General features: G+C 63.2%; 21 protein-coding genes and 3 pseudogenes. 9 read left to right on the top strand and 15 right to left on the bottom strand.

Annotated features, from left to right (window positions below; all coding sequences use genetic code 11):
* The first annotated feature begins 6 nt into the window (after positions 1–6).
* The 6 genes from urtC to B3H47_RS13835 all read left to right on the top strand — a co-directional run bounded on the left by urtC (position 7) and on the right by B3H47_RS13835 (position 4,658).
* Complete coding sequence (gene urtC / locus B3H47_RS13860) at positions 7–1,146, top strand: urea ABC transporter permease subunit UrtC (protein ID WP_286987579.1); 1,140 nt, start codon at positions 7–9, stop codon at positions 1,144–1,146.
* Positions 1,133–1,981: an urea ABC transporter ATP-binding protein UrtD gene (urtD, locus tag B3H47_RS13855; protein WP_156053750.1), complete on the top strand. Its 849-nt coding sequence runs from the start codon at positions 1,133–1,135 to the stop codon at positions 1,979–1,981. Before urtC ends, urtD begins: the two co-directional genes overlap by 14 nt.
* A 27-nt stretch (positions 1,982–2,008) precedes the next feature.
* Positions 2,009–2,701, top strand: a complete 693-nt coding sequence (gene urtE / locus B3H47_RS13850) for an urea ABC transporter ATP-binding subunit UrtE (RefSeq protein ID WP_156053751.1) — start codon at positions 2,009–2,011, stop codon at positions 2,699–2,701.
* Between the two features lie 306 nt (positions 2,702–3,007).
* The gene (locus B3H47_RS13845; RefSeq protein ID WP_286987577.1) at positions 3,008–3,844 is read left to right on the top strand and encodes an urease accessory protein UreD; all 837 of its coding nucleotides are present in this window, start codon (positions 3,008–3,010) and stop codon (positions 3,842–3,844) included.
* Between the two features lie 197 nt (positions 3,845–4,041).
* Entirely contained in the window at positions 4,042–4,311 is a 270-nt protein-coding gene (locus B3H47_RS13840; RefSeq protein WP_013107415.1) for a type II toxin-antitoxin system Phd/YefM family antitoxin, read from the top strand.
* 5 nt (positions 4,312–4,316) lie between these two features.
* Positions 4,317–4,658: a type II toxin-antitoxin system RelE/ParE family toxin gene (locus tag B3H47_RS13835; RefSeq protein ID WP_156053752.1), complete on the top strand. Its 342-nt coding sequence runs from the start codon at positions 4,317–4,319 to the stop codon at positions 4,656–4,658.
* A gap of 72 nt (positions 4,659–4,730) precedes the next feature.
* On the opposite strand, the pseudogene B3H47_RS13830 reads toward B3H47_RS13835, so the two are convergent.
* Both B3H47_RS13830 and B3H47_RS13825 read right to left on the bottom strand, forming a co-directional pair.
* Positions 4,731–4,878 (bottom strand): annotated as a pseudogene (locus tag B3H47_RS13830) (IS5/IS1182 family transposase); the annotation flags it as partial.
* A gap of 331 nt (positions 4,879–5,209) precedes the next feature.
* Entirely contained in the window at positions 5,210–6,034 is an 825-nt protein-coding gene (locus B3H47_RS13825; RefSeq protein ID WP_286987574.1) for a hypothetical protein, read from the bottom strand.
* Here B3H47_RS13825 and B3H47_RS13820 point away from each other — a divergent pair.
* A complete protein-coding gene (locus B3H47_RS13820; RefSeq protein WP_286987573.1) occupies positions 6,014–6,571 on the top strand; it encodes a hypothetical protein in 558 nt (185 codons plus the stop codon). The two genes, B3H47_RS13825 and B3H47_RS13820, sit on opposite strands and share 21 nt — an antisense overlap.
* On the opposite strand, the gene B3H47_RS13815 is transcribed toward B3H47_RS13820, so the two are convergent.
* The 13 genes and pseudogenes from B3H47_RS13815 to B3H47_RS13755 all read right to left on the bottom strand — a co-directional run.
* On the bottom strand, positions 6,547–6,891 hold the full coding sequence (locus tag B3H47_RS13815) for a hypothetical protein (protein ID WP_013107418.1): 345 nt from the start codon (positions 6,889–6,891) through the stop codon (positions 6,547–6,549). The genes B3H47_RS13820 and B3H47_RS13815 overlap by 25 nt on opposite strands.
* A 74-nt stretch (positions 6,892–6,965) precedes the next feature.
* Positions 6,966–7,800: pseudogene (locus B3H47_RS13810) on the bottom strand (IS5 family transposase).
* Between the two features lie 158 nt (positions 7,801–7,958).
* Positions 7,959–8,783, bottom strand: coding sequence for a uroporphyrinogen-III C-methyltransferase (gene cobA / locus B3H47_RS13805; protein WP_013107421.1), 825 nt, complete (start codon positions 8,781–8,783; stop codon positions 7,959–7,961).
* The gene (ybiB, locus tag B3H47_RS13800; RefSeq protein ID WP_050986000.1) at positions 8,767–9,762 is read right to left on the bottom strand and encodes a DNA-binding protein YbiB; all 996 of its coding nucleotides are present in this window, start codon (positions 9,760–9,762) and stop codon (positions 8,767–8,769) included. The genes cobA and ybiB overlap by 17 nt, the downstream gene beginning before the upstream one ends.
* A 108-nt stretch (positions 9,763–9,870) precedes the next feature.
* Positions 9,871–12,726 carry a nitrate reductase gene (locus B3H47_RS13795; protein WP_286987571.1) on the bottom strand — a complete coding sequence of 952 codons (2,856 nt, stop codon included), beginning with the start codon at positions 12,724–12,726 and terminating at the stop codon, positions 9,871–9,873.
* Positions 12,726–13,115, bottom strand: a complete 390-nt coding sequence (gene nirD / locus B3H47_RS13790; protein WP_013107424.1) for a nitrite reductase small subunit NirD — start codon at positions 13,113–13,115, stop codon at positions 12,726–12,728. The genes B3H47_RS13795 and nirD overlap by 1 nt, the downstream gene beginning before the upstream one ends.
* Complete coding sequence (nirB, locus tag B3H47_RS13785; RefSeq protein ID WP_286987569.1) at positions 13,112–15,571, bottom strand: nitrite reductase large subunit NirB; 2,460 nt, start codon at positions 15,569–15,571, stop codon at positions 13,112–13,114. The genes nirD and nirB overlap by 4 nt, the downstream gene beginning before the upstream one ends.
* Positions 15,572–15,603: 32 nt before the next feature.
* On the bottom strand, positions 15,604–16,404 hold the full coding sequence (locus B3H47_RS13780) for an ABC transporter ATP-binding protein (protein ID WP_286987568.1): 801 nt from the start codon (positions 16,402–16,404) through the stop codon (positions 15,604–15,606).
* Positions 16,405–16,438: 34 nt separating this feature from the next.
* Positions 16,439–17,353 carry a nitrate ABC transporter permease gene (gene ntrB, locus B3H47_RS13775; RefSeq protein ID WP_286987567.1) on the bottom strand — a complete coding sequence of 305 codons (915 nt, stop codon included), beginning with the start codon at positions 17,351–17,353 and terminating at the stop codon, positions 16,439–16,441.
* Positions 17,354–17,384: 31 nt separating this feature from the next.
* Entirely contained in the window at positions 17,385–18,665 is a 1,281-nt protein-coding gene (locus B3H47_RS13770; RefSeq protein WP_286987566.1) for a CmpA/NrtA family ABC transporter substrate-binding protein, read from the bottom strand.
* Positions 18,666–18,960: 295 nt separating this feature from the next.
* Entirely contained in the window at positions 18,961–19,596 is a 636-nt protein-coding gene (locus B3H47_RS13765; protein WP_013107429.1) for an ANTAR domain-containing response regulator, read from the bottom strand.
* 76 nt (positions 19,597–19,672) lie between these two features.
* Positions 19,673–20,062: a sirohydrochlorin chelatase gene (locus B3H47_RS13760; protein WP_041609367.1), complete on the bottom strand. Its 390-nt coding sequence runs from the start codon at positions 20,060–20,062 to the stop codon at positions 19,673–19,675.
* A 282-nt stretch (positions 20,063–20,344) separates the two neighbouring features.
* A pseudogene (locus tag B3H47_RS13755) lies at positions 20,345–21,364 on the bottom strand (IS630 family transposase); the annotation flags it as partial.
* Positions 21,365–21,399: 35 nt separating this feature from the next.
* Here B3H47_RS13755 and B3H47_RS13750 point away from each other — a divergent pair.
* Positions 21,400–21,795, top strand: a complete 396-nt coding sequence (locus tag B3H47_RS13750) for a type II toxin-antitoxin system VapC family toxin (protein WP_286987565.1) — start codon at positions 21,400–21,402, stop codon at positions 21,793–21,795.
* Positions 21,796–21,990: 195 nt separating this feature from the next.
* Complete coding sequence (locus B3H47_RS13745) at positions 21,991–22,251, top strand: ribbon-helix-helix domain-containing protein (RefSeq protein ID WP_156055419.1); 261 nt, start codon at positions 21,991–21,993, stop codon at positions 22,249–22,251.
* The last annotated feature ends 341 nt before the right edge of the window (positions 22,252–22,592 follow it).

The following is a 22,592-nucleotide window of genomic DNA, read 5'->3' as shown; positions in this document are numbered from 1 at the left end:
AATCCAATGGCCGCCATCCTCAATGAATCCGGCACGCTGGTGCCACCACCGCGGGTGCAACTGCAGTCACCCACGGCCTTTCTGCCGCTGTGGGGCTGGGCTGCGCTGATCGGCTTTCTGCTGATCGCCGCCGTGCTGGTGCCGCTGCTGGCGCTGGCTCTGCCGCAGGGCAGCAGCCTGCATCTATCGCAATACTGGGTCGGGCTGTCGGGCAAGATTCTTTGCTACGCCATGGTGGCGCTGGCGATGGATCTGGTCTGGGGCTACGCCGGCATTCTGTCGCTGGGCCACGGCCTGTTCTTCGCTCTGGGCGGCTATGCCATGGGCATGTACCTTAACCGGGCGATGAATGCGGCCAGCGGCAATCTGCCCGACTTCATGCAGTTCATGCAGTGGACGCATTTCCCCTGGTACTGGGTGGGCACCGAACATTTCGCCTGGGCGCTGTTTCTCGCGGTGGCAGCTCCTGGCCTGCTGGCCTTCATATTCGGCTTCTTCGCCTTCCGCTCGCGCATCAAGGGGGTGTATTTCTCCATCATCACCCAGGCGCTCACCTATGCGGCCATGCTGCTGTTCTTCCGCAACGAAACCGGCTTCGGCGGCAATAACGGCCTCACCGACTTCAAGGTGCTGCTGGGCTTTCCCATGGGCACGGCGGGCATGACGGTGTCGCTGTTCGTCGCCAGCAGCCTCACCCTGGTGTTGATGTTTCTCTTTTCGCGCTGGCTGGTGCGCAGCAAGTTCGGCCGCGTGCTCACCGCCGTGCGCGATGCGGAGAGTCGCGTGATGTTCTGCGGCTACAACCCGCTGTGGTTCAAGCTCGGAGTGTGGACGATTTCGGCCATGATGTGCGGCATTGCGGGCGCGCTGTATGCGCCGCAGGTGGGCATCATCAACCCCAGCGAAATGTCCACCTCCAACTCGATCGAGATCGCCATCTGGACGGCCATCGGCGGGCGCGGCACGCTCATCGGCCCCATCGTCGGCGCAGTGCTCGTGAACGTGGCCAAGAGCTGGCTGACCGTGGCCATGCCGCAAGTCTGGCTGTATGTGCTGGGCGGGCTGTTCATCGTGGTCACGCTGTATGCGCCATATGGCATCGTCGGCCTGCTCAAGCAGTGGAGGGCGCGCCGTGGCCAATCTTGACTGGCGGGAGATCGTGTACCAGGAGCCGCAGCCCGAACTCAGCGGTGATGCCACCGCGGGCTACGGCCACGTCATGCAGCCCGGCGTGGATCTGAGCCACGGCGTAGCCCTTTATCTCGACGACATCAGCGTGAGCTTCGACGGCTTTCGCGCCCTCAACAAACTCAGCCTCTCGCTCGACGTGGGCGAGCTGCGCTGCATCATCGGACCCAATGGCGCGGGCAAGACCACCATGATGGACGTCATCACCGGCAAGACGCGGCCCGACTCGGGCACCGCCTTTTTCGGCCAGACCATCGACCTGCTCAAGCTGCGCGAGGCCGAGGTGGTGGCCGCCGGGGTAGGCCGCAAGTTCCAGAAGCCCACCGTGTTTGAAGACCTCAGCGTGCAGGACAACCTGGAGCTGGCCCTCAAGTCGGACAAGCGCGCGCGCAACACCCTGTTCTTCCGCCTGAGCGCGGCGCAGCGCCAGCGGGTGGAAGAAGTGCTGGAACAAATTCGCCTGCACGACCAGGCTGCACGCCGCGCCGGTGACCTGTCGCACGGCCAAAAGCAATGGCTGGAAATCGGCATGCTGCTGATGCTTGAACCGCAACTGCTGCTGCTTGACGAGCCCGTGGCCGGCATGACCGACTTCGAGACCGACCGCACCGCCGAACTGTTCATCTCACTGGCGGGTAAGCACACCCTCATGGTGGTGGAGCACGACATGGAGTTCGTGCGCAAGATCGCCCACAAAGTCACCGTGCTGCACGAAGGCAGCGTGCTCGCCGAAGGCAGCCTGGAGCAGGTGCAGGCCGATGAGCGCGTGGTCGAGGTCTATCTTGGACGCTGAATCTGGACGCTGAACCAGCCACACACCATGCTCAACATCGACACGGTCAACCAGTACTACGGCGGCAGCCACATCCTGCGCAACGTCAGCCTGCGCCTTGAAAAAGGCCAGGTGCTCACCCTGCTCGGCCGCAATGGTGTGGGCAAGACCACGCTGCTCAAATCTCTCATGGGGTTGGTGCCGATCAAGAGCGGCAGCATCACCCTCGATGGCGCGCGCATCGACCCCCTGCGCCCGGACGCCCGCGCCCGGCTGGGTATCGGCTATGTGCCGCAGGGCCGAGAAATTTTCCCCCGCCTCAGCGTCGAAGAAAACCTGCACATGGGCCTGGCCTACAAGCCCGGTGCCGCCACCGTGCCGCAAGAACTGTTCGAACTGTTCCCCGTGCTCAAGCAGATGCTGCACCGCCGTGGCGGCGACCTTTCCGGCGGCCAGCAACAACAGCTCGCCATCGCCCGGGCGCTGGCCGCAGGCCCCAAACTGCTCATCCTCGACGAACCCACCGAAGGCATCCAGCCCTCGATCATCAAGGACATCGAGCGCGTCATCCGCATGCTTGCCCAGCGCGGTGACATGGCCATTCTGCTCGTCGAGCAGTACTACGACTTCGCCAAATCACTGGCCGACACCTATTGCGTCATGTCGCGCGGCGAAATCATCAAGTCCGGCCAGGGCGCCGATATGGACGTTGACGGTGTCCGTGATCTGATCGCGGTTTGAGGGTGTGCGACAGCCCACCGCACTACACGCGCATCGACCGAGCTGTGGGCTGGCCTGTCCAGCTCGCGTCCACTTTCAGCACAAGGGTGTGGATTACCGTGGTGCAGACGTCCACATAGCTCACTCGGTCTGACCGAGACCATCCTGAACGCGGCCTACTCTCTCCAGCCCTCAACGAGTGGGCGAAGGAGAAATGGTCTTTGAATTTTGCAGGGCCGACCAAGACATATCGGGTCTCTGTTACAAAGCCAATCTGCATTGTGTGATGCTGCTAGACGATATTGTTCGACTTTCTCCTGTTCATACATGACGCCTTGGCACTCCCGCTTGCAATTGCGGTTCTCCGCCGAACCGGCGCGCACGGTGCTGCGCCACCAACACGAGGGCGGCCTGCGCGCGCTGGCCAGCCACTATCCCGAAGACCCTCAAATCTGCCATCAGGTGCTGGTGCACCCGCCGGGCGGGTTGGTGGGCGGCGACATTCTGGACATCGACCTGTCGGTGCAAGAAGGCGCGCATGCGTTGGTCACCACGCCGGGGGCAGGACGTTTCTATCGCAGCACCGGCGCGCCTGCGCGGCAGACCCTGGAAGCCCGGCTGGCGCCGGGCGCAAGGCTGGAATGGCTGCCGCTTGAGACCCTGGCCTACAACGACTGCCTGGGCGAGAACCGCAGCCGCTTTCACCTCGCGCCGGGCGCCGAGCTGATGGCCTGGGATCTGCTCGCGCTTGGTCTGCCTGCGGCAGACGCCGCGTTCCGCTCCGGCCGCTTCACCCAGCACATCGAGCTGCCCGGCATCTGGTTGGAGCGCGGTTGCATCGCGGGTGACGACGACGCGCTGCTGTATGGGCCGGGCGGTTTGCGCGGCCATACCGCGCTGGCCACCCTGTTCTTCGCCGCGGGCAGCCCGCTGGCCTCGCCACGCCGTGAGGCGCTGCTCGATGTGGCGCGGCAGGCGGCCGATGACGCGCAGCAGGCCAGCGTACTTTTTGGCGCTACCGCACCGCATGCGCAGATCGTTGCCTTGCGGGTGCTCGGGCATCGCATCGAGCCGGTGGCGGCGCTGTGCCGCGCGGTGTGGGCTGCTTGGCGGCAGACGGGGTGGGGTGTGGAAGACTGCGCGCCGCGCGTTTGGTCGACTTGACAACCCGTTCAAGGTTGGCGCCGCGCGCAGGTCGTTTGCCATGGATGGGACGTAGGGAAAGAGAAATGCCCCGCCCCCCGGCCTAGGATCACCACAGCGGAAAAGGACACCGGGATCGTTTGTCGCTTAACGCATCCACATCTCCATGGAACCATAAAAAGACTATATTAAGTCTTTTCCAAGTCTGGAGCATAGCCATGCGCTACTCGTCACAAATCAAGCCCATCAGCTATCTCAAAGCCAACGCGGCTGAGGTTTTAACGCGCCTCGCGCAGCAGCGTGAACCGATGGTCATCACCCAAAACGGCGAGGCCAAGGCGGTTCTGCAGGACGTCGCATCGTTCGAAGAAACGCAAGAAACGCTGGCCCTGTTAAAAATCCTGGCGCTTGGCAATCAGGATGTCGTTGCTGGCAAGGTCACACCTGTAGCTGACGTCGTTTCCCGCCTTCGCGCCAAACGCGCCTGAGTCTGATGGCCGACACGCCGACCCAGTTTGAAGTCCTGCTCACTGAGGGCGCGGAACAGGATTTGGAGGCCATCCTCGATTACATCTCCGTACTGGATTGCGTCGCCAACGCCAATCAGGTGTTGGATGACTTGATGGGTGTTGTGCAGAGCCTGTCGAGATTCCCCGAACGCGGCAGCTATCCGAAAGAGCTACTCGGTCTTGGAATCAAGGAATACCGTCAGACCTTTCTCAAGCCGTACCGCGTGGTCTATCGTGTCACAGGCCGCCAAGTCATCATTTACTTGATAGCGGACGGACGCCGTGACCTGCAAACCGTGCTTGCTCGCCGCCTGTTGGGCGCTTGACCCGAAGATAGCAAACCGAGCCGACGCCCGTAAGCTCGACAGGCCAGTCCAAGCGGATTTCCGCTAATTTTGGCGTTGAAGTGAGGGCTGCCGCCTTAAGCTGCTCGCACCTGCTTGGGCGGGCAAGCGCATGCCGTCGTGGTTCACCCGGTCATGCTGACCAAAGACCCTGCGACAACAACGCCGCCACGGTGCGGGTGAGTTGATCGTCCGCCAACTGGCCTGTTAGCCGCTTTGGAGGCGGCAGCCAATGTCATGACCGTGTCCATTCTGGTGAAGAGTGGGCCAAAGACGGCAATGACGCTGTGAGTCGCCGGGGATTTGGACGGTCGCCTCCGCTGTCGCGCTCTCGTGGACTGCCTGCCGTCCGCGCCCCGGTCAACGGCTGCCCACCAGATCCACAGCGCCCATGATCGAAGCGGACTTCCTGTTCGTTGATGCCTGTTTCACCGCCGTCTCACGACGATGGCAGTATCTTCCTCTGCGCAGCTCGCCGTAAAAGGTGAAGCGTTCAAAGGCCCCAGGCACCCGTTCAGCTTGCGCAGGGGTGTTCATCGACGTCGGCGGCGGGGACTCAGCTCCTGGGCGAGGAAGTCTTCGAGCGCAGCCAATGCCTCATCCCAGCTCTCCTCGGCCAGTGCTTGGCTGGAACGCTCTTGCTCACGCAGCCAGGATTTCATGAAGCGCACCTCGGCTTTGCGCGAAAGCACCGATTTCAGTTCGCCCTCGACCATCTCCAGGGCGTCGAGTTCCTGTTCGATCAGAGTGTCGATCGCGCGGGGATCAAGCTTTCCAGCGGATGCGGCGAAGGGCATGTTGATCCGCAGATCCTGCTCGATCAGGGTGATCTCATCCTCCAGGTCGGCAAGCTGGGCTTTGAGCGCCCGGACATAGTCCTTGACCTGCGCGTCGGCCAGAGACGAAAGGTGGGCGGCGTCGACCATGGCGATTTCAAGTTGCAGGCCGAGCAAGGCAAGGAGATCGCCGTTTTTGTAGGACTGATTGGCGCGCTGCAGCAGGGCGGTCTTGCGCGCACGCTCTTCGGGGTCAGACTCGCGGTCAGGATGCAGCGCGCTGGCGAGTTTTCGGTAGATGATGCGCAGGGACGGGGTTTGGGCGTCTCGCGGCCGCTTCTCCACGTCGATCTGATGCCGTCGGTGAAATCCGGCGCTGTCGTCAGCCTCCGCATCGAAGCCATCGACCTCAGGCGCGTCGGCATCCTGAGCTTCAGCTTGACTGAACTCGTCGAAGCCAAACAGGTCACCCATCCCAGATTCGCGTTCCTCACGCGCCGGTGCACGCTGCCGGTTCAGGATCGCCTCGATATCCGCGTCGTGCTGAATGCTCAGGCAGGCATGCGCAAGTACCTCGATCATGGCGCGCAGGCGCTTGTGGTCAGTTTTGTTGTACCAGGGATCAGCTTGCATGACGTCCAGGGCCAGCAAGAGTTCTTTGCGCATCGCGTTGAGATTGCGCATCTTGGGGTCGATCTGCGCAGCCTGTGCCTGGGCCGCACGCTGCATCGCATCGTGCCATTGCTGAAGACGATTGCGGGCGCGGTGAATCTTGCCGACCAGGGTGTTGAAAGCCTTTTGCTGTTTGCTCAGCGGCTTGCCAGAAACAAGGGGCTGCAGGGTGATCGCGGGGACGGACATGGGAACAATCGATTATGGCTGGGTGGCGTCGGCGGTCGTTCAAGGCGGTGGGCGACTTATCCAGAGCGTTGTCGACGCTTGCGGCGAACCGAGCAAGGCGGCGGACAAAGCGGCCTGATACTACCCGATGGCCTGCATGAACCGATGCGCATGGGTCGAACGATGGAATGGCCAGAGCCGCCAACCCCGCATAACTTTCAGAAGTGGGGCAATTTTCCTTCGGCACGAACACTTCAAACCGCTCCGGCTTCGGCCTGAATAGGTTGCGGCGGCTGTGCGGAGTCGTCGTCTGCCCGCAGGAAAGTGAGTAGCCCGAATGACGCCAAGGCCAGACCCGGCAGCACCAGAACCAGCAGTGCTTCTCGCAAGGCAAGCCGTTCGGCCAGCCACCCTGCACCCAGCGCCAGGGTGGACTGCACGAGCAGCACCAACTGCGCGCCCCTCACACTGATCGCCGCGGTCTCCTCGGGGCTGAATCGGCGAAGCCGCGCGGTGTAAGCGATGTTGAACACCATGCTCGAACAGGTGTGCGCTAGTGCAACCGCCGCAAGCACTAGCGCGAAGCTGTGCGTGGACATGACAAGCACGTAGTGTGAACAGACGCACATCAACCCGCGTTTCGCAGTGGGTTGTGCAGATCTTTCCTAAGAATCTATCCGTAAATAATATTGACCTGGAGCGGCACCTTCCGGAACGCAATGATCGCTGCGGCGAGGTGGTTGAGCGCGACGAAACTGCGCTCGAGCTTCTCGTAACGCACCAGCAGCTTGCGCAACCGGTTGAACCAGCTATGGCAGACCTCGACGACCCAACGTCGCGCCTTCTTCGTCGGGTCACGCCGCTTGATGTCTGCCTCTTTGCGGCGGCTGACGACGTGGGCGATGTTGTCATGCTTTTCGATGGTGCGAGCGTTGTCGGCACCGCGATAGCCGGCGTCTGCGCACAGGTGCATGTGGCGCCGCGACGGTGGGCTCTCGCGCTTGACCATGATCGCGCTCAGCACCTCGTCCAGGCGCTTGCAGTCATTGACGTTCGCCCCGGTCACGATGAGCAACAACGGGACGCCACGGCCGTCCACCAGCAGGTGACGCTTGCTCCCATTTTTTCCCCCGATCCGTCGGGTTTGGCCCGACGGATTGCTGTGCCAGCGGCGCACGCGTCATCGCGCCGTCCACGCTCTGCCATCGCCACGCAATGCCTTGCATGTCGTCGTACTCGGCCAAGCCGGCCTTCCACAGCGCCTCGAAGAAACCTGCCTTTTCCCACTCCAGGAAGCGCTTGTGCACGGCGCTGGCACTGCCAAATCGCTCCTTGGGCAACGCCTTCCACTGACAGCCCGTGCGCAGCACGTACACAATCGCCTCAAACACCTGCCGCGCTGGCTTCGGCGGTCGCCCCGCCCCGGGCCTGCGCTTATACACCCTGTCGACCGGCGCGACCCGCTGTGGAACCAAAGGCTCCGCCCGTTGCCAGAATGCATCCGTCACGACCCACGACTCCGCTCGCTTGGCCAATGCATTGCTCCGACGCCGCGCATCTCGCGACTCGGAGTGCCATTTTATCTATTTACGGATAAGTTCTAAGTCGAACAGGGGTAAGGTTAATTCCCAAATAGCATTGGCCCGTTGATGGTTCTGCCTTACGTTCAAGCGGCCACATATTGACGCACATGTTCTTCAGCATGCACGGCATCCTCAGACCAGGACGAGTTATTGGGCGTGTGCAATAGCTGCACAGCTTCTTGCAAGGCTTCCCCAATGAGCATCACGCAAGGGGAGCCTACTTCCTTGGTTTGAATAGTTTTGCAGAGGTCGGCTAGACGGGTAGCGACGAGGCGCTCCTCTGTGCAACTGGCAGCCTGAACCAGCATCGCAGGTGTTTCGGGTGGAAGCCCCCCCTGCAGCAGTCCCGCTTCGATGGATGAGGCTTCGGCGACACCCATGTAAATGGCTAGGGTCAGCCCTGATTTGGCAAGTGCTGCCCAGCGCAGTGGGCTGCCATCCGGTTGACGGTGGCCGGTGATGAATGCCACACCCGGTGCATGGTGTCGATGGGTAAGGGATGTGCGTGCTGCCGCTGCTGCCGCCACGCCGGCCGTGATGCCAGGAACGACCTCAACTTGGAGACCGACTGCGTGCAAGGCTGCAATTTCTTCTCCTGCCCGACCAAAAACCAGTGGATCACCTCCTTTGAGGCGTACGACACGCTCACCACGAAGGGCCTCATACACCATGAGCCGCTCGATGAAGTCTTGCGGTGTGCTGGCACACCCGCCACGCTTGCCTACTGAAACGATGCGGCAGTCCGCCGCGAGATGTTTCAGACAGCCGGGATTGACCAGATCGTCGACCAGGGCCACTGTGGCCCGCTGCAGCACGCGCGCTGCCTTGAGGGTGAGCAACTCCGGATCGCCCGGACCTGCGCCGACGAGGTGGACGGTGAATCGAGAAGGGTCAGCGGGGTTGGGCATGAGGGTCCTCCGCGCGTGAGCAGGTCAGTGGAGTGGCAATCGCTAACGCGTTGGCACCCGTGCTAGCGGGGGCCATGATGGCCTCGCACATGTTGCGGATGCTGGCCATCTGTCGCGCCAAGGGCTCAGGCGGCAGCAAATAGCCGTCGAGCACGGCATGTGTCCAGTCCGCGCTGGCGTTCAGATCGAGTCCATCGGGCATATGCGGGCAAGGAATGAACGGCGCACCGGCAGGCCACTTTTGCACTGCGCCATCGGCATATAGGCTCAGACGCTCCGTGTCGCGGTTGGGATGGCCCACGGCCTCGCCCTCGCAGCCTCGAAGCAGCAAGGCGGGCTGCCGCAAGGCAAGCAAAACCTCTTGCATTAGCTGCGCATACTCCGGATGGGTGTAGGCCGTCACGAGCAGGCTGGGTGACTGCAAAGGATTGAGCATCTTGACTACGGAGTGACCGCCGTTGCGCACGCCGAGCACGTTGCGCCATTGCAGCAATCGGTGCAGCTCTGGGCTGAGGGTGTTCAGCGGCAGCAGCACGGCTTCGTTTTGTTCGAGCCACTGTTGCGCCTGCTCGACACCCGAGGCGACATGCATACCCAGCGCTTTCCATAGGGGTTCGGTGGGCAGGCGTCCGTGCTCAGTGGACGGGGCGTCAATCACCAGAACGGGAAAATCTTGTTCGCGCAGGAGTGCGGCGAGCAAGGGTACCTGGTTGGGCAGGCGGCGAGCGCCGTTCGCGCTGGGAATGACCACGACGGGACGCGCGGTGCGCACCACCATGGGGGCGATGGTCTGCTGCACGGCCAGGGTGAAGCCTTCAAGTTCTTCGGCGCTCTCGCCCTTCATGCGCAAGGCCAGCAGGAGGCCGCCAATCTGGGCGTCAGAGACTTCACGCCGCAGCAGCCAGCCCATCAGAATGCGGGCTTGTTCGCGGCTCAGATTGCGGCTGCCGTCCGCGCCGCGACCGATGGTGCGCAACATTGACAAAGCCTCGGGATTGAATCGGCCCGGGCCGGTCTCAAGTGCTATGGGAAGCTGGGAAGCGGGGTTGAACATGGCGAGAACCTCCTGAAATGGATACTGCAAGAATCAGGCCGTGACCGGGCTGCCGCCGCGCACGATGCGGCGCAACTCGGGCAGGCAGGAGCCGCAGTTGGTGCCGCACTTGAGTTGCTGCTGCAGCGTGGCAAGCTGCGCCTCGGCGTCGCCCTCCAGCGTGGGCAGCAGGGCGTCGATCTGGCTTTGCCAAACATCGAAACAGTTGCACACCTGGTGGCCGGGGCTGGGTAGATTGGCGGGAGGCGTGGTGGAGGGCAGCAGCAGCCAGCGGCCATAGGGCTTGGCACTGGCTTCGCTTTGCAGCAATTCGCGCAGCCAGCCTTGCGCCACCACGCTGTCGACCGGGCCGCTGAGCAGCGCGGCGTCGATGCGCTCGCCCGCCAGTCGCACGGCACGGTGCACGCTGCGGCCAGGGTCGGCATAGTGCAGCGCGGCGCTTCCCTGCACGCCGAAATGGGCTTCGATGCGCGCCAGCAACGCGGCAGCAGGCGCACCGCGTGCGGCGGCGCGCAGCAGCAGGCCAGTGCGTTCGCGGCCGAAGGGCACGCACATGACGAAGGGCAGTTCGGCCAGCTCCTGCATCAGCGTGGCGCGCAGCGCCTGGGCGCTGTGTTCGGGCATCCAGCCGAAGGCGGCGAGGTGCCAGGTGAGATTGGCGGCCTCCACCCGCACGGCGCTGTGCTTGAGTTCGGGCTGGAAGGAATAGGGGTCGATGACGGGCAGGGTGAGGCCGTTGACGCCCAGCCGCGCCACGCCTTCGGCATTGCGCCCGCCAAGGTATTCCGCGCCCCAGTGCATGGCGATGAAGGCCTGGCCGGGGCGTACCGTGTCGGTGGCGCGTGCGGGCAGCACGATGTCGCCGCGGCGCGAGGCCACGCGCAGCAACTCGCCGTCGCTCAGGCCGCGCCGGGCGAGATCGCTGGGGTGCAGGTCGATGCAGGGCTCGGGTGCATGGTTGAACAGGCGTGGCACCGAGCCGGTGCGGCTCATGCCATGCCACTGGTCGCGCAGGCGGCCGGTGGTCAGCGCCACGGGGTAGCGCGCGTCGCAGGGTTCGGCCACGGGTTTGAAGGCTTCGGCGAAGAATCTGGCGCGGCCATCTGCCGTGGGGAACTGGCCGTCGTCGTACAGGCGCGCTTTGCCGACGCTCGCACCGGCGGGGTAGGGCCACTGCTGCGGGCCGTCGCGTTCCAGCGTGGTCCACGACAGGCCGGTGATGTCGAGGTCGCGGCCTCGGGTGCTTTCGCGGTGCTCGTTCCAGACGGCTTCGGGCGTGGCGTAGGGGAAGAGCGTGAGCCTGCCGTTCAGCCGTGCAGGCAAGAGGGCTTCGAGCCGACGGGCGAAGTCCACCGCAATCTCCCAGTCGTCGCGCGCCTCGCCGGGGGCTTTGGTTGCGGCGCGCACGCGGCTGATGCGGCGCTCGGAGTTGGTCACCGTCCCAATCTTCTCGCCCCAGGTGGTGGCGGGCAGCAGTACGTCGGCATAAGGCACGGTGGCGGCTGTGGTGTAGGCCTCCTGCACCACGACGAGTTCGGCGGTCTCCAGCGCGCGACGCACCAGCGCCTGGTCGGGCAGCGACTGGGCAGGGTTGGTACAGGCGATCCACAGCGCCTTCACCTTGCCGTCGGCCGCGGCCTGGAACAGCTCGACGGCGGTCTTGCCGCGCTGCGCCGGCACGTCGGCCACACCCCAGAGTTTGGCCACTTCGGCGCGGTGCGCCGGGTTAGCCAGATCACGATGCGCCGAAAGCAGATTGGCCATGCCGCCCACTTCGCGCCCGCCCATGGCGTTGGGCTGGCCGGTGAGCGAAAACGGCCCTGCTCCGGGTTTGCCGATCTGGCCGCAGGCGAGGTGAAGGTTGATGAGCCCGGCGTTCTTCGCCGTGCCGCTGCTCGACTGGTTCAGCCCTTGGCAATACATGGAAAGTGTGGGCTGGCGCGTCTGCAGTGTCGCGTCAGGCGCGCCCAGCGCGAACCAGCGCGCGGCGGTGACGATATCCTGCTCCTTCAGCCCGCACAGATTGGCCGCAACCGCCGGGCTCATCTCCCTCACCCGCTCGCGCAGGGCCGCGTAGCCGCTGGTGTGGGCGGTGATATAGGTGGGGTCGACCAGGTCTTCCCACACCATCACATGCAGCATGGCGTGGAACAGCGCGACGTCGGTTCCGGGCAGCAGTTGCAGGTGCAGATCGGCGAGTTCGGCGGTTTCGGTACGGCGCGGGTCGATGACGATGATGCGCATCTCGGGCCGCCTGGCCTTGGCCTTTTCGATACGGCGAAAGGTGATGGGATGCGACCACGCCGCATTGCTGCCCGCCAGCACCAGACAGGAGGCGTGGTCAATGTCGTCGTAGTTGCACGGCGGCGCGTCAGCCCCCAGCGTGACCTTGTAGCCGGCTACCGCGCTGCTCATGCACACGCGGGAATTGGTGTCCACATTGTTGGTGCCGACCAGCCCCTTGGCCAGCTTGTTGAAGACGTAGTAGTCCTCGGTCAGCATCTGCCCGGAGATGTAGAAACCCACGCTGTCGGGCCCATGCTCGGCGATGAGGGCGGCGAAGCGCTGCGCCACATGGTCCAGCGCCTCGTCCCAACGCACCGCACGGCGTGGCGCATCGCGCTGCGTGCGCAGTTCGGGCCGCAGCGCGCGCACCTGCGGCAGCAACTCCGGCTTGGCGCTCAGGTGCAGCGCGCCGCCCTTGGTGCACAACTTGCCGAAATTGGCCGGATGATCCGGGTCGCCGCGCACACCCGTGATGCGCCCGCCCTCGGTCTTGATGAGCACGCCGCAGCCCACGCCGCAATACGGGCAGGTCGAGCGCACCTCGCGCAGCGCGCCTTCGGGCACGATGGCGATGGAGCCTGCGGGCAGGTCAGAGGCGTTCATCAGTCCGCGCTCGCGCAGGCTGCGCCGTCACAGTGCGCCGCGTGCATTTCGGTAATCGACGCGTGCAACTGGTCGCTGCGCAGATAGACCTGTTCGCCCTCCACCTTCACCGCAAAGGCCGGAGTGCAGCCCTCGTCTGGCGCTTGCGCACGACCATCGTCGAGCCGGATGGTCCAGTTGTGTAGCGGGCAGGCGACCGATTCGCCGAACACGATGCCCTGGCTCAGCGGTCCGCCCTTGTGCGGGCAGCGGTCGAGCAGGGCGTAGATGCGGTCGCTGGCGGTGCGGAACAGGGCGATGTCCACGCCGTCCGGGCGGCGCACGCGGCGTGCGCCCAGTGCGGGAATCTCGGACTGGGTGCAGACAGGAGTCCAGTGGCTGGTGCTCATGCTGGCTCTCCTTGTGCTGCGGCAACCGGCACGATGGGGATGAACTGCCGCGTATCCAGTTGCGCCTTGTCGAACTCGAACCACGGATCAGGCTCTCCCTGCAGCGCGAATTGCAGCCGCTCCCACAGGGCTTTGCGGCCCTCGGCATCGGCCAGGATGCGCTGTTTCACAACGTCCAGGCCGACACGGGCGATGTAATGCACGGTGCGCTCCAGATACCAGCCTTCCTCGCGGTAAAGCTGGATGAAGGCGCCGGTGTACTCCAGCACTTCCTCCTGCGTCTTGAGCTTGACCAGGAACTGCGCGACTTCGGTCTTGATGCCGCCGTTGCCGCCCACATACATTTCCCAGCCGGAATCGACGCCGATGATGCCCACGTCCTTGATGCCGCTTTCCGCGCAGTTGCGTGGGCAGCCGCTCACGGCGAACTTCACCTTGTGCGGCGCGTACATGCGCCAGGTGGCGCGCTCCAGCAGTTTGCCCAGCGCCGTGCTGTCCTGCGTGCCGAAGCGGCACCACTCGCTGCCGACGCAGGTCTTCACCGTGCGCAGCGCCTTGGCGTAAGCGTGGCCGCTGGGCATGCCGATGTCGGTCCACACGGCTTGCAGGTCTTCCTTTTTCACGCCCAGCAGGTCGATGCGCTGGCCGCCGGTCACTTTCACCGTGGGGATGTTGTACTTGTCCACGGCGTCGGCGATGCGGCGCAACTCGGCGGCCGAAGTCTCGCCGCCCCACATGCGCGGAATCACCGAATAAGTGCCGTTCTTCTGGATGTTGGCGTGGCTGCGCTCGTTGATGAAACGGCTTTGCGGGTCATCCTTGGCCTCGTGCGGCCAGGTGGAAATGAGGTAATAGTTCACCGCCGGGCGGCAGCTTGAGCAGCCATTGGGTGTGCGCCAGCCGAGCTTGGCGTACACGTCGGCAATGGTGAGCAGATGCTGTTCGCGGATGGCGTCGCGCACCTCCTGGTGGGTGGCGTCGGTGCAGCCACACAGCGCCTTTTTCTTCGGTGCGGAGCTGTAGTCGCCGCCGGCGGTAAACATGAGCAACTGCTCCACCAGACCGGTGCACGAGCCGCAGCTGGCGCTGGCCTTGGTGTGCTTGCGCACTTCTTCCAGCGTGAACAGGCCCTTGTCCTTGATGGCCTTGCAGATGACCCCTTTGTTCACGCCATTGCAGCCGCAGACTTCGTCGCCATCGGCCATGCTTTGAGCCTTGCTCTGGCCCTGGTGGCCGGCGTCGCCCAAATGGCTTTCCCCGAACATCAGCTTGTCGCGGATGTCGTGCACCTTGCGGCCTTCGCGCAGCAGCTTGAAGTACCACGAGCCGTCAACCGTATCGCCATACAGGCAGGCGCCTACCAGCTTGTCGCCCTGAATCACCAGGCGCTTGTAGACGCCGGAAAACGGGTCGGACAGGACGATGTCTTCGCAGCCTTCGCCGCCCATGAAGTTGCCGGCCGAGAACAGGTCGATTCCCGTGACCTTGAGCTTGGTGCTGGTCTGGCTGCCGGTGTAGCGGCCAATGCCTATCTGCGCCAGATGATTGGCTGCCACCTTGCCCTGCTCGAACAACGGCGCCACCAGGCCGTAGGCAATGCCGCGGTGCGCGGCGCATTCGCCCAGGGCGTAGATGCGCGGGTCGGTGATGGTCTGCAGCGTGTCGCTCACCACGATGCCGCGATTGCAGTGAATACCGGCCTTCTCCGCCAGCGCGGTGTTGGGGCGGATGCCCGCGGCCATCACCACCAGGTCGGCGGGAATTTCGCTGCCGTCCTTGAACTGCACGGCGCGCACCCGGCCCGAGTCGTTGCCCAGCAAGGCCTGCGTCTGCGCGCCGATGAGGAACTTGAGACCGCGATCTTCCAGCGACTCTTGCAGCAGCTTGCCCGCCACATCGTCGAGCTGGCGCTCCATCAGCCACGGCATGATGTGCACCACGGTCACGTCCATGCCGCGCAGCATCAGACCGTTGGCCGCTTCCAGCCCCAGCAGACCGCCGCCGATCACCACCGCGTGCTTGTGCGTCTTCGCGGTCTCGATCATGGTCTCGGTGTCCTTGATGTCGCGGTAGGCGATCACCCCGTCCAACTCCTTGCCCGGCACCGGCAGGATGAACGGCAGCGAGCCTGTGCCCAGCAGCAGCCGGTCGTAGGGGGCTTCGAGGCCTTCATCGGTGCGTACCACGCGCTTGATGCGATCGATTTGCACCACCGTCTTGCCGGTGTGCAGGGTGATGCCGTTGTCGGCATACCAGTCCAGCGGATTGAGGATGATCTGCTCGATGGTCTGCTCCCCGGCCAGCACGGGCGACAGCAGGATGCGGTTGTAGTTCGGGTGCGGCTCGCTGCCGAACACGGTGATGTCGTAGAGATCGGGCGCGAGCTTGAGCAGTTCTTCGAGCGCCCGCACCCCGGCCATGCCATTGCCGACGAGAACGAGTTTGGGTTTGTTCATGATGCGGAGTCCATTGGGTTGCGCGCTGCGTCTCAGGCTGCCTTGGCCTGCGGGTGCGCCTGGCGCTTGTAGAGAAACTCCAGCACCTGGGCGCGCAGATGGGCGTAGTGCGGGTCTTCGCTCAGAGCCAGACGTTCGCGCGGGCGCGGCAGATCGACCGTGAGAATTTCGCCGATGGTCGCGGCAGGGCCATTGGTCAGCATGACGATGCGGTCGGACAGCAGCACCGCCTCGTCCACGTCGTGCGTCACCATCACCACAGTGGCGCCGCTTTTCGCCACGATGCCTTGCAGCTCGTCCTGCAGCCGGGCACGGGTGAGGGCGTCGAGCGCGCCGAAAGGCTCGTCCATCAGCAGCACCTTGGGCTCCATCGCCAGAGCCCGGGCGATGCCGACGCGCTGCTTCATACCGCCGGAAATTTCGTGTGGATGTTTGTGTGCGGCATGCGGCAGGCCAACGAGTTCCAAAGCAGACTGGGTGCGTGCCTTGAGTTGCGCCTTGGTTTCGCTTGCGCCGAACACGCGCTCCACGCCGAGGTAGATGTTGCCGTAGCAGGTCATCCAAGGCAGCAGCGAGTGGTTCTGGAACACCACGGCGCGGTCAGGGCCTGGCGCGTGAATTTCTCGGCCGTCGCACACCATCACACCCGAGGATGGCAGCGTGAGTCCGGCGATGAGGTTGAGCAGCGTGCTCTTACCGCAGCCGGAATGGCCGATCAGGCTGATGAACTCGCCCTTGGCGATATCGAGGTTGATACCCTTGAGCGCGTGAAAGGGGCCGCGCGCGGTGTCGAACACCATTTCGACGTGTTGGATGACGATGAAGCGTTCCATGATGATGGCCTTTGTGTTTTGCGCGATGGGAAGATCAGCGCGCTTCGTCGTAGCTGAAGCGCCGCGCAATCAGCATCAGCGCGCCTTCGAGCACCATGCCGGTGACGCCGATGACCAGAATGGCGATGATGATGTGGGCGAGATTGAGGTTGTTCCACTCGTTCCACAGCCAGAAGCCGATGCCGGTGCCGCCTGTCAGCATTTCAGCGGCGACGATCACCAGCCAGGCGGTGCCGACCGACAGTCGCACGCCGGTCATCATGTAGGGCATGACCGAGGGCAGCAGAATCTTGGTGAACACCTTCCAGGTGGAGAGGTCGAGCACGCGGGCCACGTTCAAATAATCCGCCGGAATGCGCTGCACGCCGATGGCGGTGTTGATCATCATCGGCCAAATGGAGCAGATGAAAATGGTGTAGATGGCCGCCGCCGGCGCATTGCTGAACACGTACAGCCCGATGGGCAGCCAGGCCAGCGGCGACACCGGACGCAGCAGGCTGATGAGGGGCGAGAGCATGCGGTTCAAGAACTGCACGCGGCCAATGGCGAAACCCAGCGGAATGCCTACCAGCGCCGCCAGACCAAAGCCGTAGGCCACGCGCTGTAGCGAGGCCAGCAGGTTCCAGCCGATGCCGACATCGTTCGGCCCGTTGTCATAAAAGGGATGCGCAAACACCTTCTGCGCCGAGTGCCAGGTGACCAGCGGCGAGGGGAACTGGCTGCTGTGCTCGGCCGCCAGTTCCCACACCAACAGCAGTAACGCGAAACCCATCAGCGGGGCGATGAGGCGCAGCGCGATCTGGCGGTTCTTCGCGCGTTGCCGCTCTGCCGGGCTCACGGTGCGGATGGCAGTTTGCTTTGCAGCGGCCGGGGGAGCTTCGGGTGAGGCGTCCTCCGTCGCAGAGGCTTCAAACGATCCGCCCGGGGCGGAAAAGACGGCAGTGTTCATGCTGGACTCCTGGTTCATTGCGTCGGCAAGGTCAAACGGCGAGATCGTTGACTTTGAAGCCGTGGGCATAGGCCTTGGGGTCCTTGCCATCCCAGGTCACGCCGTCGATCAGCTTGGAGGTGCGCAGCGTGCTGGCGGGCACCGGCACCTTCAGTTCGGTGGCAACTGCCTGATACAGATCGACGCGGTTCACCGCCTTGGCCACGGCGAGATAGTCGGGGTCGGTCTTGATCAGGCCCCAGCGGCGGAACTGGGTGAGGAACCACATGCCGTCGGACAACCACGGGAAGTTGACCTGACCGTCTTCATAGAAGGTCATCGGGTGCGCGTCGTGCCAGCTTTTGCCCAGGCCGTTGGTGTAGTTGCCAAGGATGCGCGGCAGGATGGTTGCCACCTGGGTGTTGACATAGCCCGGCGCGGCGATGGTCTCGGCCATCTTGGTGCGGTTGGCATCCGAGGCGTCGATCCAGCGGCAGGTTTCGAGCACGGCGGCCATCACCGCCTTGGTGGTGTTGGGGTACTTTTCGACGAACTCGGCGGTGGTGCCCAGCACCTTCTCTGGATGGTCCACCCAGATTTCCTGCGAAGTCACCGCAGTGAAGCCGATCTTCTGGTTGATAGCCACCGCGTTCCACGGCTCGCCTACGCAGAAGCCGTCCATGCTGCCCACCCGCATATTCGCCACCATCTGCGGCGGCGGCACGGTAATCACCTTGTCGTCCTTCAGCGGGTTGATGCCGTAGGTCGCCAGCCAGTAATAAAGCCACATCGCATGCGTGCTGGTGGGGAAGGTCTGGGCGAAGGTGTAGGTGCGCTTTTTCTGCGCAATGGCCTTGGCCAGCGCCGGGCCGGTGGTGATGCCTTCCTTGGCCAGCGCGTCAGCCAGGGTGATGGCCTGGCCGTTGCGGTTCAGGCCCATGAGTATGGCCATGTCCTTCTTCGGCCCGCCGACGCCGAGCTGCACGCCATACGGCAGGCCGTAGAGCACATGCGCCATCTGGATGCCGCCGGTCACCAGGTTGTCGCGCACTGCGGCCCACGAGGCCTGCTTGCTTGGAATGATCTTGACGCCGTACTTCTTGTCGAAACCCAGCACCGCGGCCATGACGATGGGCGCGCAATCAGTGAGGGGAATGAATCCGATCTTGACTTCTTCCATTTCAGGTTTTCCCAGAGTGGCGGCGCGCGCCGTGGGCTGCAGGCTGGGAAGAAGACCGGCAACAGCCACGGCGGCGCCTGACTTGATGAGGGTGCGGCGCAAGGGTTGTGCCGGGTCGTTGCTCGGAGGGGGGGCGTCTTGCTGTTTGCGCATGGCAGTTCCTGAAATAGCGGGCGAAAAAAAGCCTTCGGGCGCTTCACACAAGGCGAAGCACACGAAGGCATCATTGCCGAGCTGAGCGGGGGAGACTCCCGTTCAGTGGGTTCAACATAGACCGCCGTTGGCCTACAGCGCTATTTAAGCAATCAGCGTGCCAACCCTCCACTCGGGAGAGATCAGAGGGAAGCTCCCCGCTGTATCAAATTAGGCTGGTCTTCGATGACGCAAAACTGTGCGTAACGGTTCCAGTCTGGTGCGTGTGAGCACACAAAGCGCGCAGCCGCAAGGCTCAGATCAATCCGACGGTATCGAGAATGCGCTGGGCAACCTCGGAGAGCTTCAAGCCTTTTTCCATCGCCAGCTTGCGCATGCGGCTGAAGGCTTCTTCCTCGGTGCAGCCCTGGCGCTGCATCACAATGCCCTTGGCCCGCTCGATCAGCTTGCGCTCGGTGAGATGGGTGCGCGCCTGGCTCAGTTCCGCGCGCAAACCCTGTTCGCGCTCGAACCGCGCCAGCGCCACCTCAATCACCGGCCTCACCCGGTTGGGCTTGAGGCCGTCCACGATATAGGCCGTCACCCCCGCCGTGATGGCTAGTTGCGCAGTCTCGGTGTCGTCGTCATCGGTGAACAGCACGATGGGTCGGGGCGTGTCGCGCGAGGCCAGCACGACGTGCTCCAGCAGATCGCGCACGCCAGACTCTGCATCCACAATCACCAGATCGGGCTTGAGCGCGGCAATGCGGTCGTCCAGGTCGGGTTTGGCCGGCAGAACGGCCACTACCTGGTAGCCCGCATCCAACAAGGCCTTTTCCAGCATCGCGCAACGCCCTGCCTGGCGCTCATGATTCGCCTGATCGTTCTCCGTCGCCAATGCGGGATCGGGGGAGATGACAGCAACCGTCAGAGTGCTTAGTGGGTTGGGCATATCTCGATTCGAGCAAATTCCATGCCCCAAAGAGTTAGTTCGTTTTCCTGCGATTGATGACAAATCTTGAGGCCATTCAAGAATCAAGGGATGTCATGCTTTGCGTGGCATACGCAGCAAGTGCCGCAATCACTCCAGCATCTTCGCCCGCTGGCTGTGCGAGCACGATTCGCAGCTTCGGATATCGCGCCCGCGCGGCTTGCACCACTTCTGGAATGTCGCGCCGGAGGTGGCCGCCTGCACCAAGGAAGAGGGGCGCGATGTGCACATACTCCGTGCCGTTTTGGCCCGCTTCCTCCAAGGCTTGTTGCAGGGAGGGTTGCATCGACTCCAGAAAAGCAAGGCGGACGGTCAGTTCGGGGTGGCGGGACTGCACCATGCCACAAACGGCCTCAAAGGGCAGAGCCCATTCGGCTAACCGGGAGCCATGGGCCAGCAAGACAAGTAACCTAGGTTCACTGTTCATCGGTATGTAAGTTTGGGTCATGATTAGGGTGCTGGTGGTGCACCCCGGTATTGATCGGCCTGAGATTGTTCGACGCGATTTCGGGATGCGACGAGGCGAACTGCATATAACCGTTCGCTCTGCGGTCGCTGGGTACGTGCTTCAGAAGTGGAATGTAGATTGCAGTCTGGATAGGCGACTGGATCCGATGATCCATCGCTTGAGCTTGAAGAACATTGAATCACTGAAGGACTGCAAGAATGCGGCGATTGCGCCGGGATTTAGCAATCCGGTGGCCACTGGCTAGTGCCCTGTCCCGCTGATACGTGAGCAAAGTCGATGCAGCTTTTCGAGGATGGAGTCGGCAGTAGCGGTCCACTTGAATGGCTGGCAGTTCATGTTGTGGGCGGCGACGAAGTGGTCGATGCGTTGCACGAGTTGTTTGACGCTGGTGAACGAGCCGCGGCGAATGGCCTTGTCGGTGATCAGCGCGAAGAAGCGCTCGACCTGATTGAGCCAGGAGCTGTAGGTGGGGATGAAGTGCATGTGCCAACGCGGTCGTGCTGCCAACCAGGCTTTGATCTTGGGATGGCTGTGGGTGGCGTCGTTGTCGCAGATGCAGTGGATGTCCAGTTCGGCGGGCACGGCCTGGTCAATCTCGCGCAGGAAGGACAGGAATTCCTGGTGCCGGTGGCGCGGTTTGCACGCCGCCAGCACCGCACCGTTGATCACGTTGAGCGCCGCGAACAACGGGGTTGTGCCATGGCGCTTGTCGTCGTGGGTGACCCCTTCGGCATAGCCGAACCCCATGGGCAGCATCGGCTGGATGCGCTCCAGCGCCTGACACTGGCTCTTTTCGTCCACGCAGATCACCAGCGCGTTGTCCGGCGGGCTCAGGTACAGGCCGACCACGTCGCGCAACTTCTCGATGAAGAAGGGGTCGTTGGACAACTTGAAGCTCTCGGTGCGATGGGGCTGCAGACCGAAGAGTTGGAAGTAGCGCGCGACGCTGCTCTTGGAGATGCCGGTCTCGGCGGCCACCGAGCGCACGCTCCAATGCGTCGAGCCGTTGGCCGGTTTGGTGTGCAGCGTGGTCTTGATCAGGTGTGCAACGCGTTCATCGTCGATCGAGCGCGGCTTGCCCGGCCGCACGTCGTCGTACAGCCCGGCGATGCGCCGCTCGATGAACCGCTTGCGCCATTTGCCCACTGTGGCCTGGGTCAGCTTCAAGCGCTCGGCAATGGCACTGTTCGGTTCACCGTCCGCACTGCTCAGAACCATGCGGGCCCGCCTGCTCAGAGCCGCGGGCAGCAAGCGGCTGCGCGTCCGGAGTTTGTCGAGGCCGAAAGAGCTTGGTGATGCTGCGATTTTTGCTGGACACCAATATCTGTATTTATCTGATGAAGGAACAGCCCGAGCCGGTCATTCGACGGTTTTCGGCTTGCAAGCCCGGCGAGGTTGGGGTCAGCTCGATTACTTGGGCTGAGTTGTGTTGCGGTTTGGAGGTGCATCACAGCCCGCCCGAGTTGACCGCGCTGTCGAACAGCTTGGTCATCAAAGATTTCGACGTGCAAGCGGCGGCTTTTTTTGGAAATCTCTCCCGGCAGTTTCCAGCCAGAAAAAACAGCCTCAACCGGATGATCGCTGCGCATGCCATCTCCTTGGGGATCACGTTAGTGACCAACAACGTCGCCGATTTTGCGCTTTACGCCGATGCCGGGCTGGTCGTCGAGAACTGGACGACTTCCGCCTGACGCAGAAGACTTGTGTTGTCATTCCACTGCAGGGCACCGAACCTCGGCTGGGTCTGCTGTTGCTTTCTTCGGCGGATCGTTGATAACCAGACGCTTCCAACCGACCGGCGCGGGGCCAGGAGTGGCTTGAGGCATTCTTGCCGCCGTATTCATATTCATTTATATTGAATACACCGAAAATGACAGGAGCCAAGCATGTCCCGAACAACGACCACGACCATGACGGTGCGTCTCAGCGGGCCACTCAGTGAATTCGTCGCCACCAATGTGGGCGAGCAAGGTGATTACGAGAACATCAGCGAATATATGCGCGACCTGATCCGCCGAGACAAGGCGCGCAAAGAGCAGGAGGCTTTTGACCGGCTGAAGGCCGAGCTGGCCCATGCCTTCGCCGCCCCGGAGAACTCTTACCGCCCCCTATCTGCCGCCGGGGTGATCGCGCGCAACCGGGGCTGACGGCGTGGCCCAAATACGGCTTCAGGAAGCGGCGTCCTGGAGGCTCGACGAGATNNGATCGCTGGGGTACGGAACAAGCCGACCGCTACATCAACGGGCTGTTCGAGGCTTTCGACGGCATCGATTCCCACCAGACCCATTCCAAGCCTATTCCCGCCGACTTTGGCATTGAAGGTTATTTTTTCCGCTACGAACGGCATTTTGTCTATTGGCGCCGCCTCTCGAATGGGGACATTGGCATCGTGACCCTCCTGCATGAGCGGATGCACCAGATCGACCGGTTCCGGGACGATTTCGGCTTGTAGTTGGACTGGGCGACAGAAATCAGCATCACCACAATG

The organism is Thiomonas sp. UBA7699 (genome assembly GCF_002482605.1).
Classification (GTDB): domain Bacteria; phylum Pseudomonadota; class Gammaproteobacteria; order Burkholderiales; family Burkholderiaceae_C; genus Thiomonas; species Thiomonas arsenitoxydans.
Note: the sequence above shows the minus strand (reverse complement) of the source record. Positions and strands in the feature narration are given on the sequence as shown.

Excerpts from the sequence above, each read along its gene's own strand:
- urtC (WP_286987579.1), top strand. The coding sequence starts at position 7 with ATGGCCGCCATCCTCAATGAATCCGGCACGCTGGTGCCACCACCGCGG.
- urtE (WP_156053751.1), top strand. The coding sequence starts at position 2,009 with ATGCTCAACATCGACACGGTCAACCAGTACTACGGCGGCAGCCACATC.
- B3H47_RS13845 (WP_286987577.1), top strand. The coding sequence starts at position 3,008 with ATGACGCCTTGGCACTCCCGCTTGCAATTGCGGTTCTCCGCCGAACCG.
- B3H47_RS13840 (WP_013107415.1), top strand. The coding sequence starts at position 4,042 with ATGCGCTACTCGTCACAAATCAAGCCCATCAGCTATCTCAAAGCCAAC.
- B3H47_RS13835 (WP_156053752.1), top strand. The coding sequence starts at position 4,317 with ATGGCCGACACGCCGACCCAGTTTGAAGTCCTGCTCACTGAGGGCGCG.
- B3H47_RS13820 (WP_286987573.1), top strand. The coding sequence starts at position 6,014 with ATGCGCAAGTACCTCGATCATGGCGCGCAGGCGCTTGTGGTCAGTTTT.
- B3H47_RS13825 (WP_286987574.1), bottom strand. The coding sequence starts at position 6,034 with ATGATCGAGGTACTTGCGCATGCCTGCCTGAGCATTCAGCACGACGCG.
- B3H47_RS13815 (WP_013107418.1), bottom strand. The coding sequence starts at position 6,891 with ATGTCCACGCACAGCTTCGCGCTAGTGCTTGCGGCGGTTGCACTAGCG.
- cobA (WP_013107421.1), bottom strand. The coding sequence starts at position 8,783 with ATGCCCAACCCCGCTGACCCTTCTCGATTCACCGTCCACCTCGTCGGC.
- ybiB (WP_050986000.1), bottom strand. The coding sequence starts at position 9,762 with ATGTTGCGCACCATCGGTCGCGGCGCGGACGGCAGCCGCAATCTGAGC.
- B3H47_RS13795 (WP_286987571.1), bottom strand. The coding sequence starts at position 12,726 with ATGAACGCCTCTGACCTGCCCGCAGGCTCCATCGCCATCGTGCCCGAA.
- nirD (WP_013107424.1), bottom strand. The coding sequence starts at position 13,115 with ATGAGCACCAGCCACTGGACTCCTGTCTGCACCCAGTCCGAGATTCCC.
- nirB (WP_286987569.1), bottom strand. The coding sequence starts at position 15,571 with ATGAACAAACCCAAACTCGTTCTCGTCGGCAATGGCATGGCCGGGGTG.
- B3H47_RS13780 (WP_286987568.1), bottom strand. The coding sequence starts at position 16,404 with ATGGAACGCTTCATCGTCATCCAACACGTCGAAATGGTGTTCGACACC.
- ntrB (WP_286987567.1), bottom strand. The coding sequence starts at position 17,353 with ATGAACACTGCCGTCTTTTCCGCCCCGGGCGGATCGTTTGAAGCCTCT.
- B3H47_RS13770 (WP_286987566.1), bottom strand. The coding sequence starts at position 18,665 with ATGCGCAAACAGCAAGACGCCCCCCCTCCGAGCAACGACCCGGCACAA.
- B3H47_RS13765 (WP_013107429.1), bottom strand. The coding sequence starts at position 19,596 with ATGCCCAACCCACTAAGCACTCTGACGGTTGCTGTCATCTCCCCCGAT.
- B3H47_RS13760 (WP_041609367.1), bottom strand. The coding sequence starts at position 20,062 with ATGAACAGTGAACCTAGGTTACTTGTCTTGCTGGCCCATGGCTCCCGG.
- B3H47_RS13750 (WP_286987565.1), top strand. The coding sequence starts at position 21,400 with ATGCTGCGATTTTTGCTGGACACCAATATCTGTATTTATCTGATGAAG.
- B3H47_RS13745 (WP_156055419.1), top strand. The coding sequence starts at position 21,991 with ATGTCCCGAACAACGACCACGACCATGACGGTGCGTCTCAGCGGGCCA.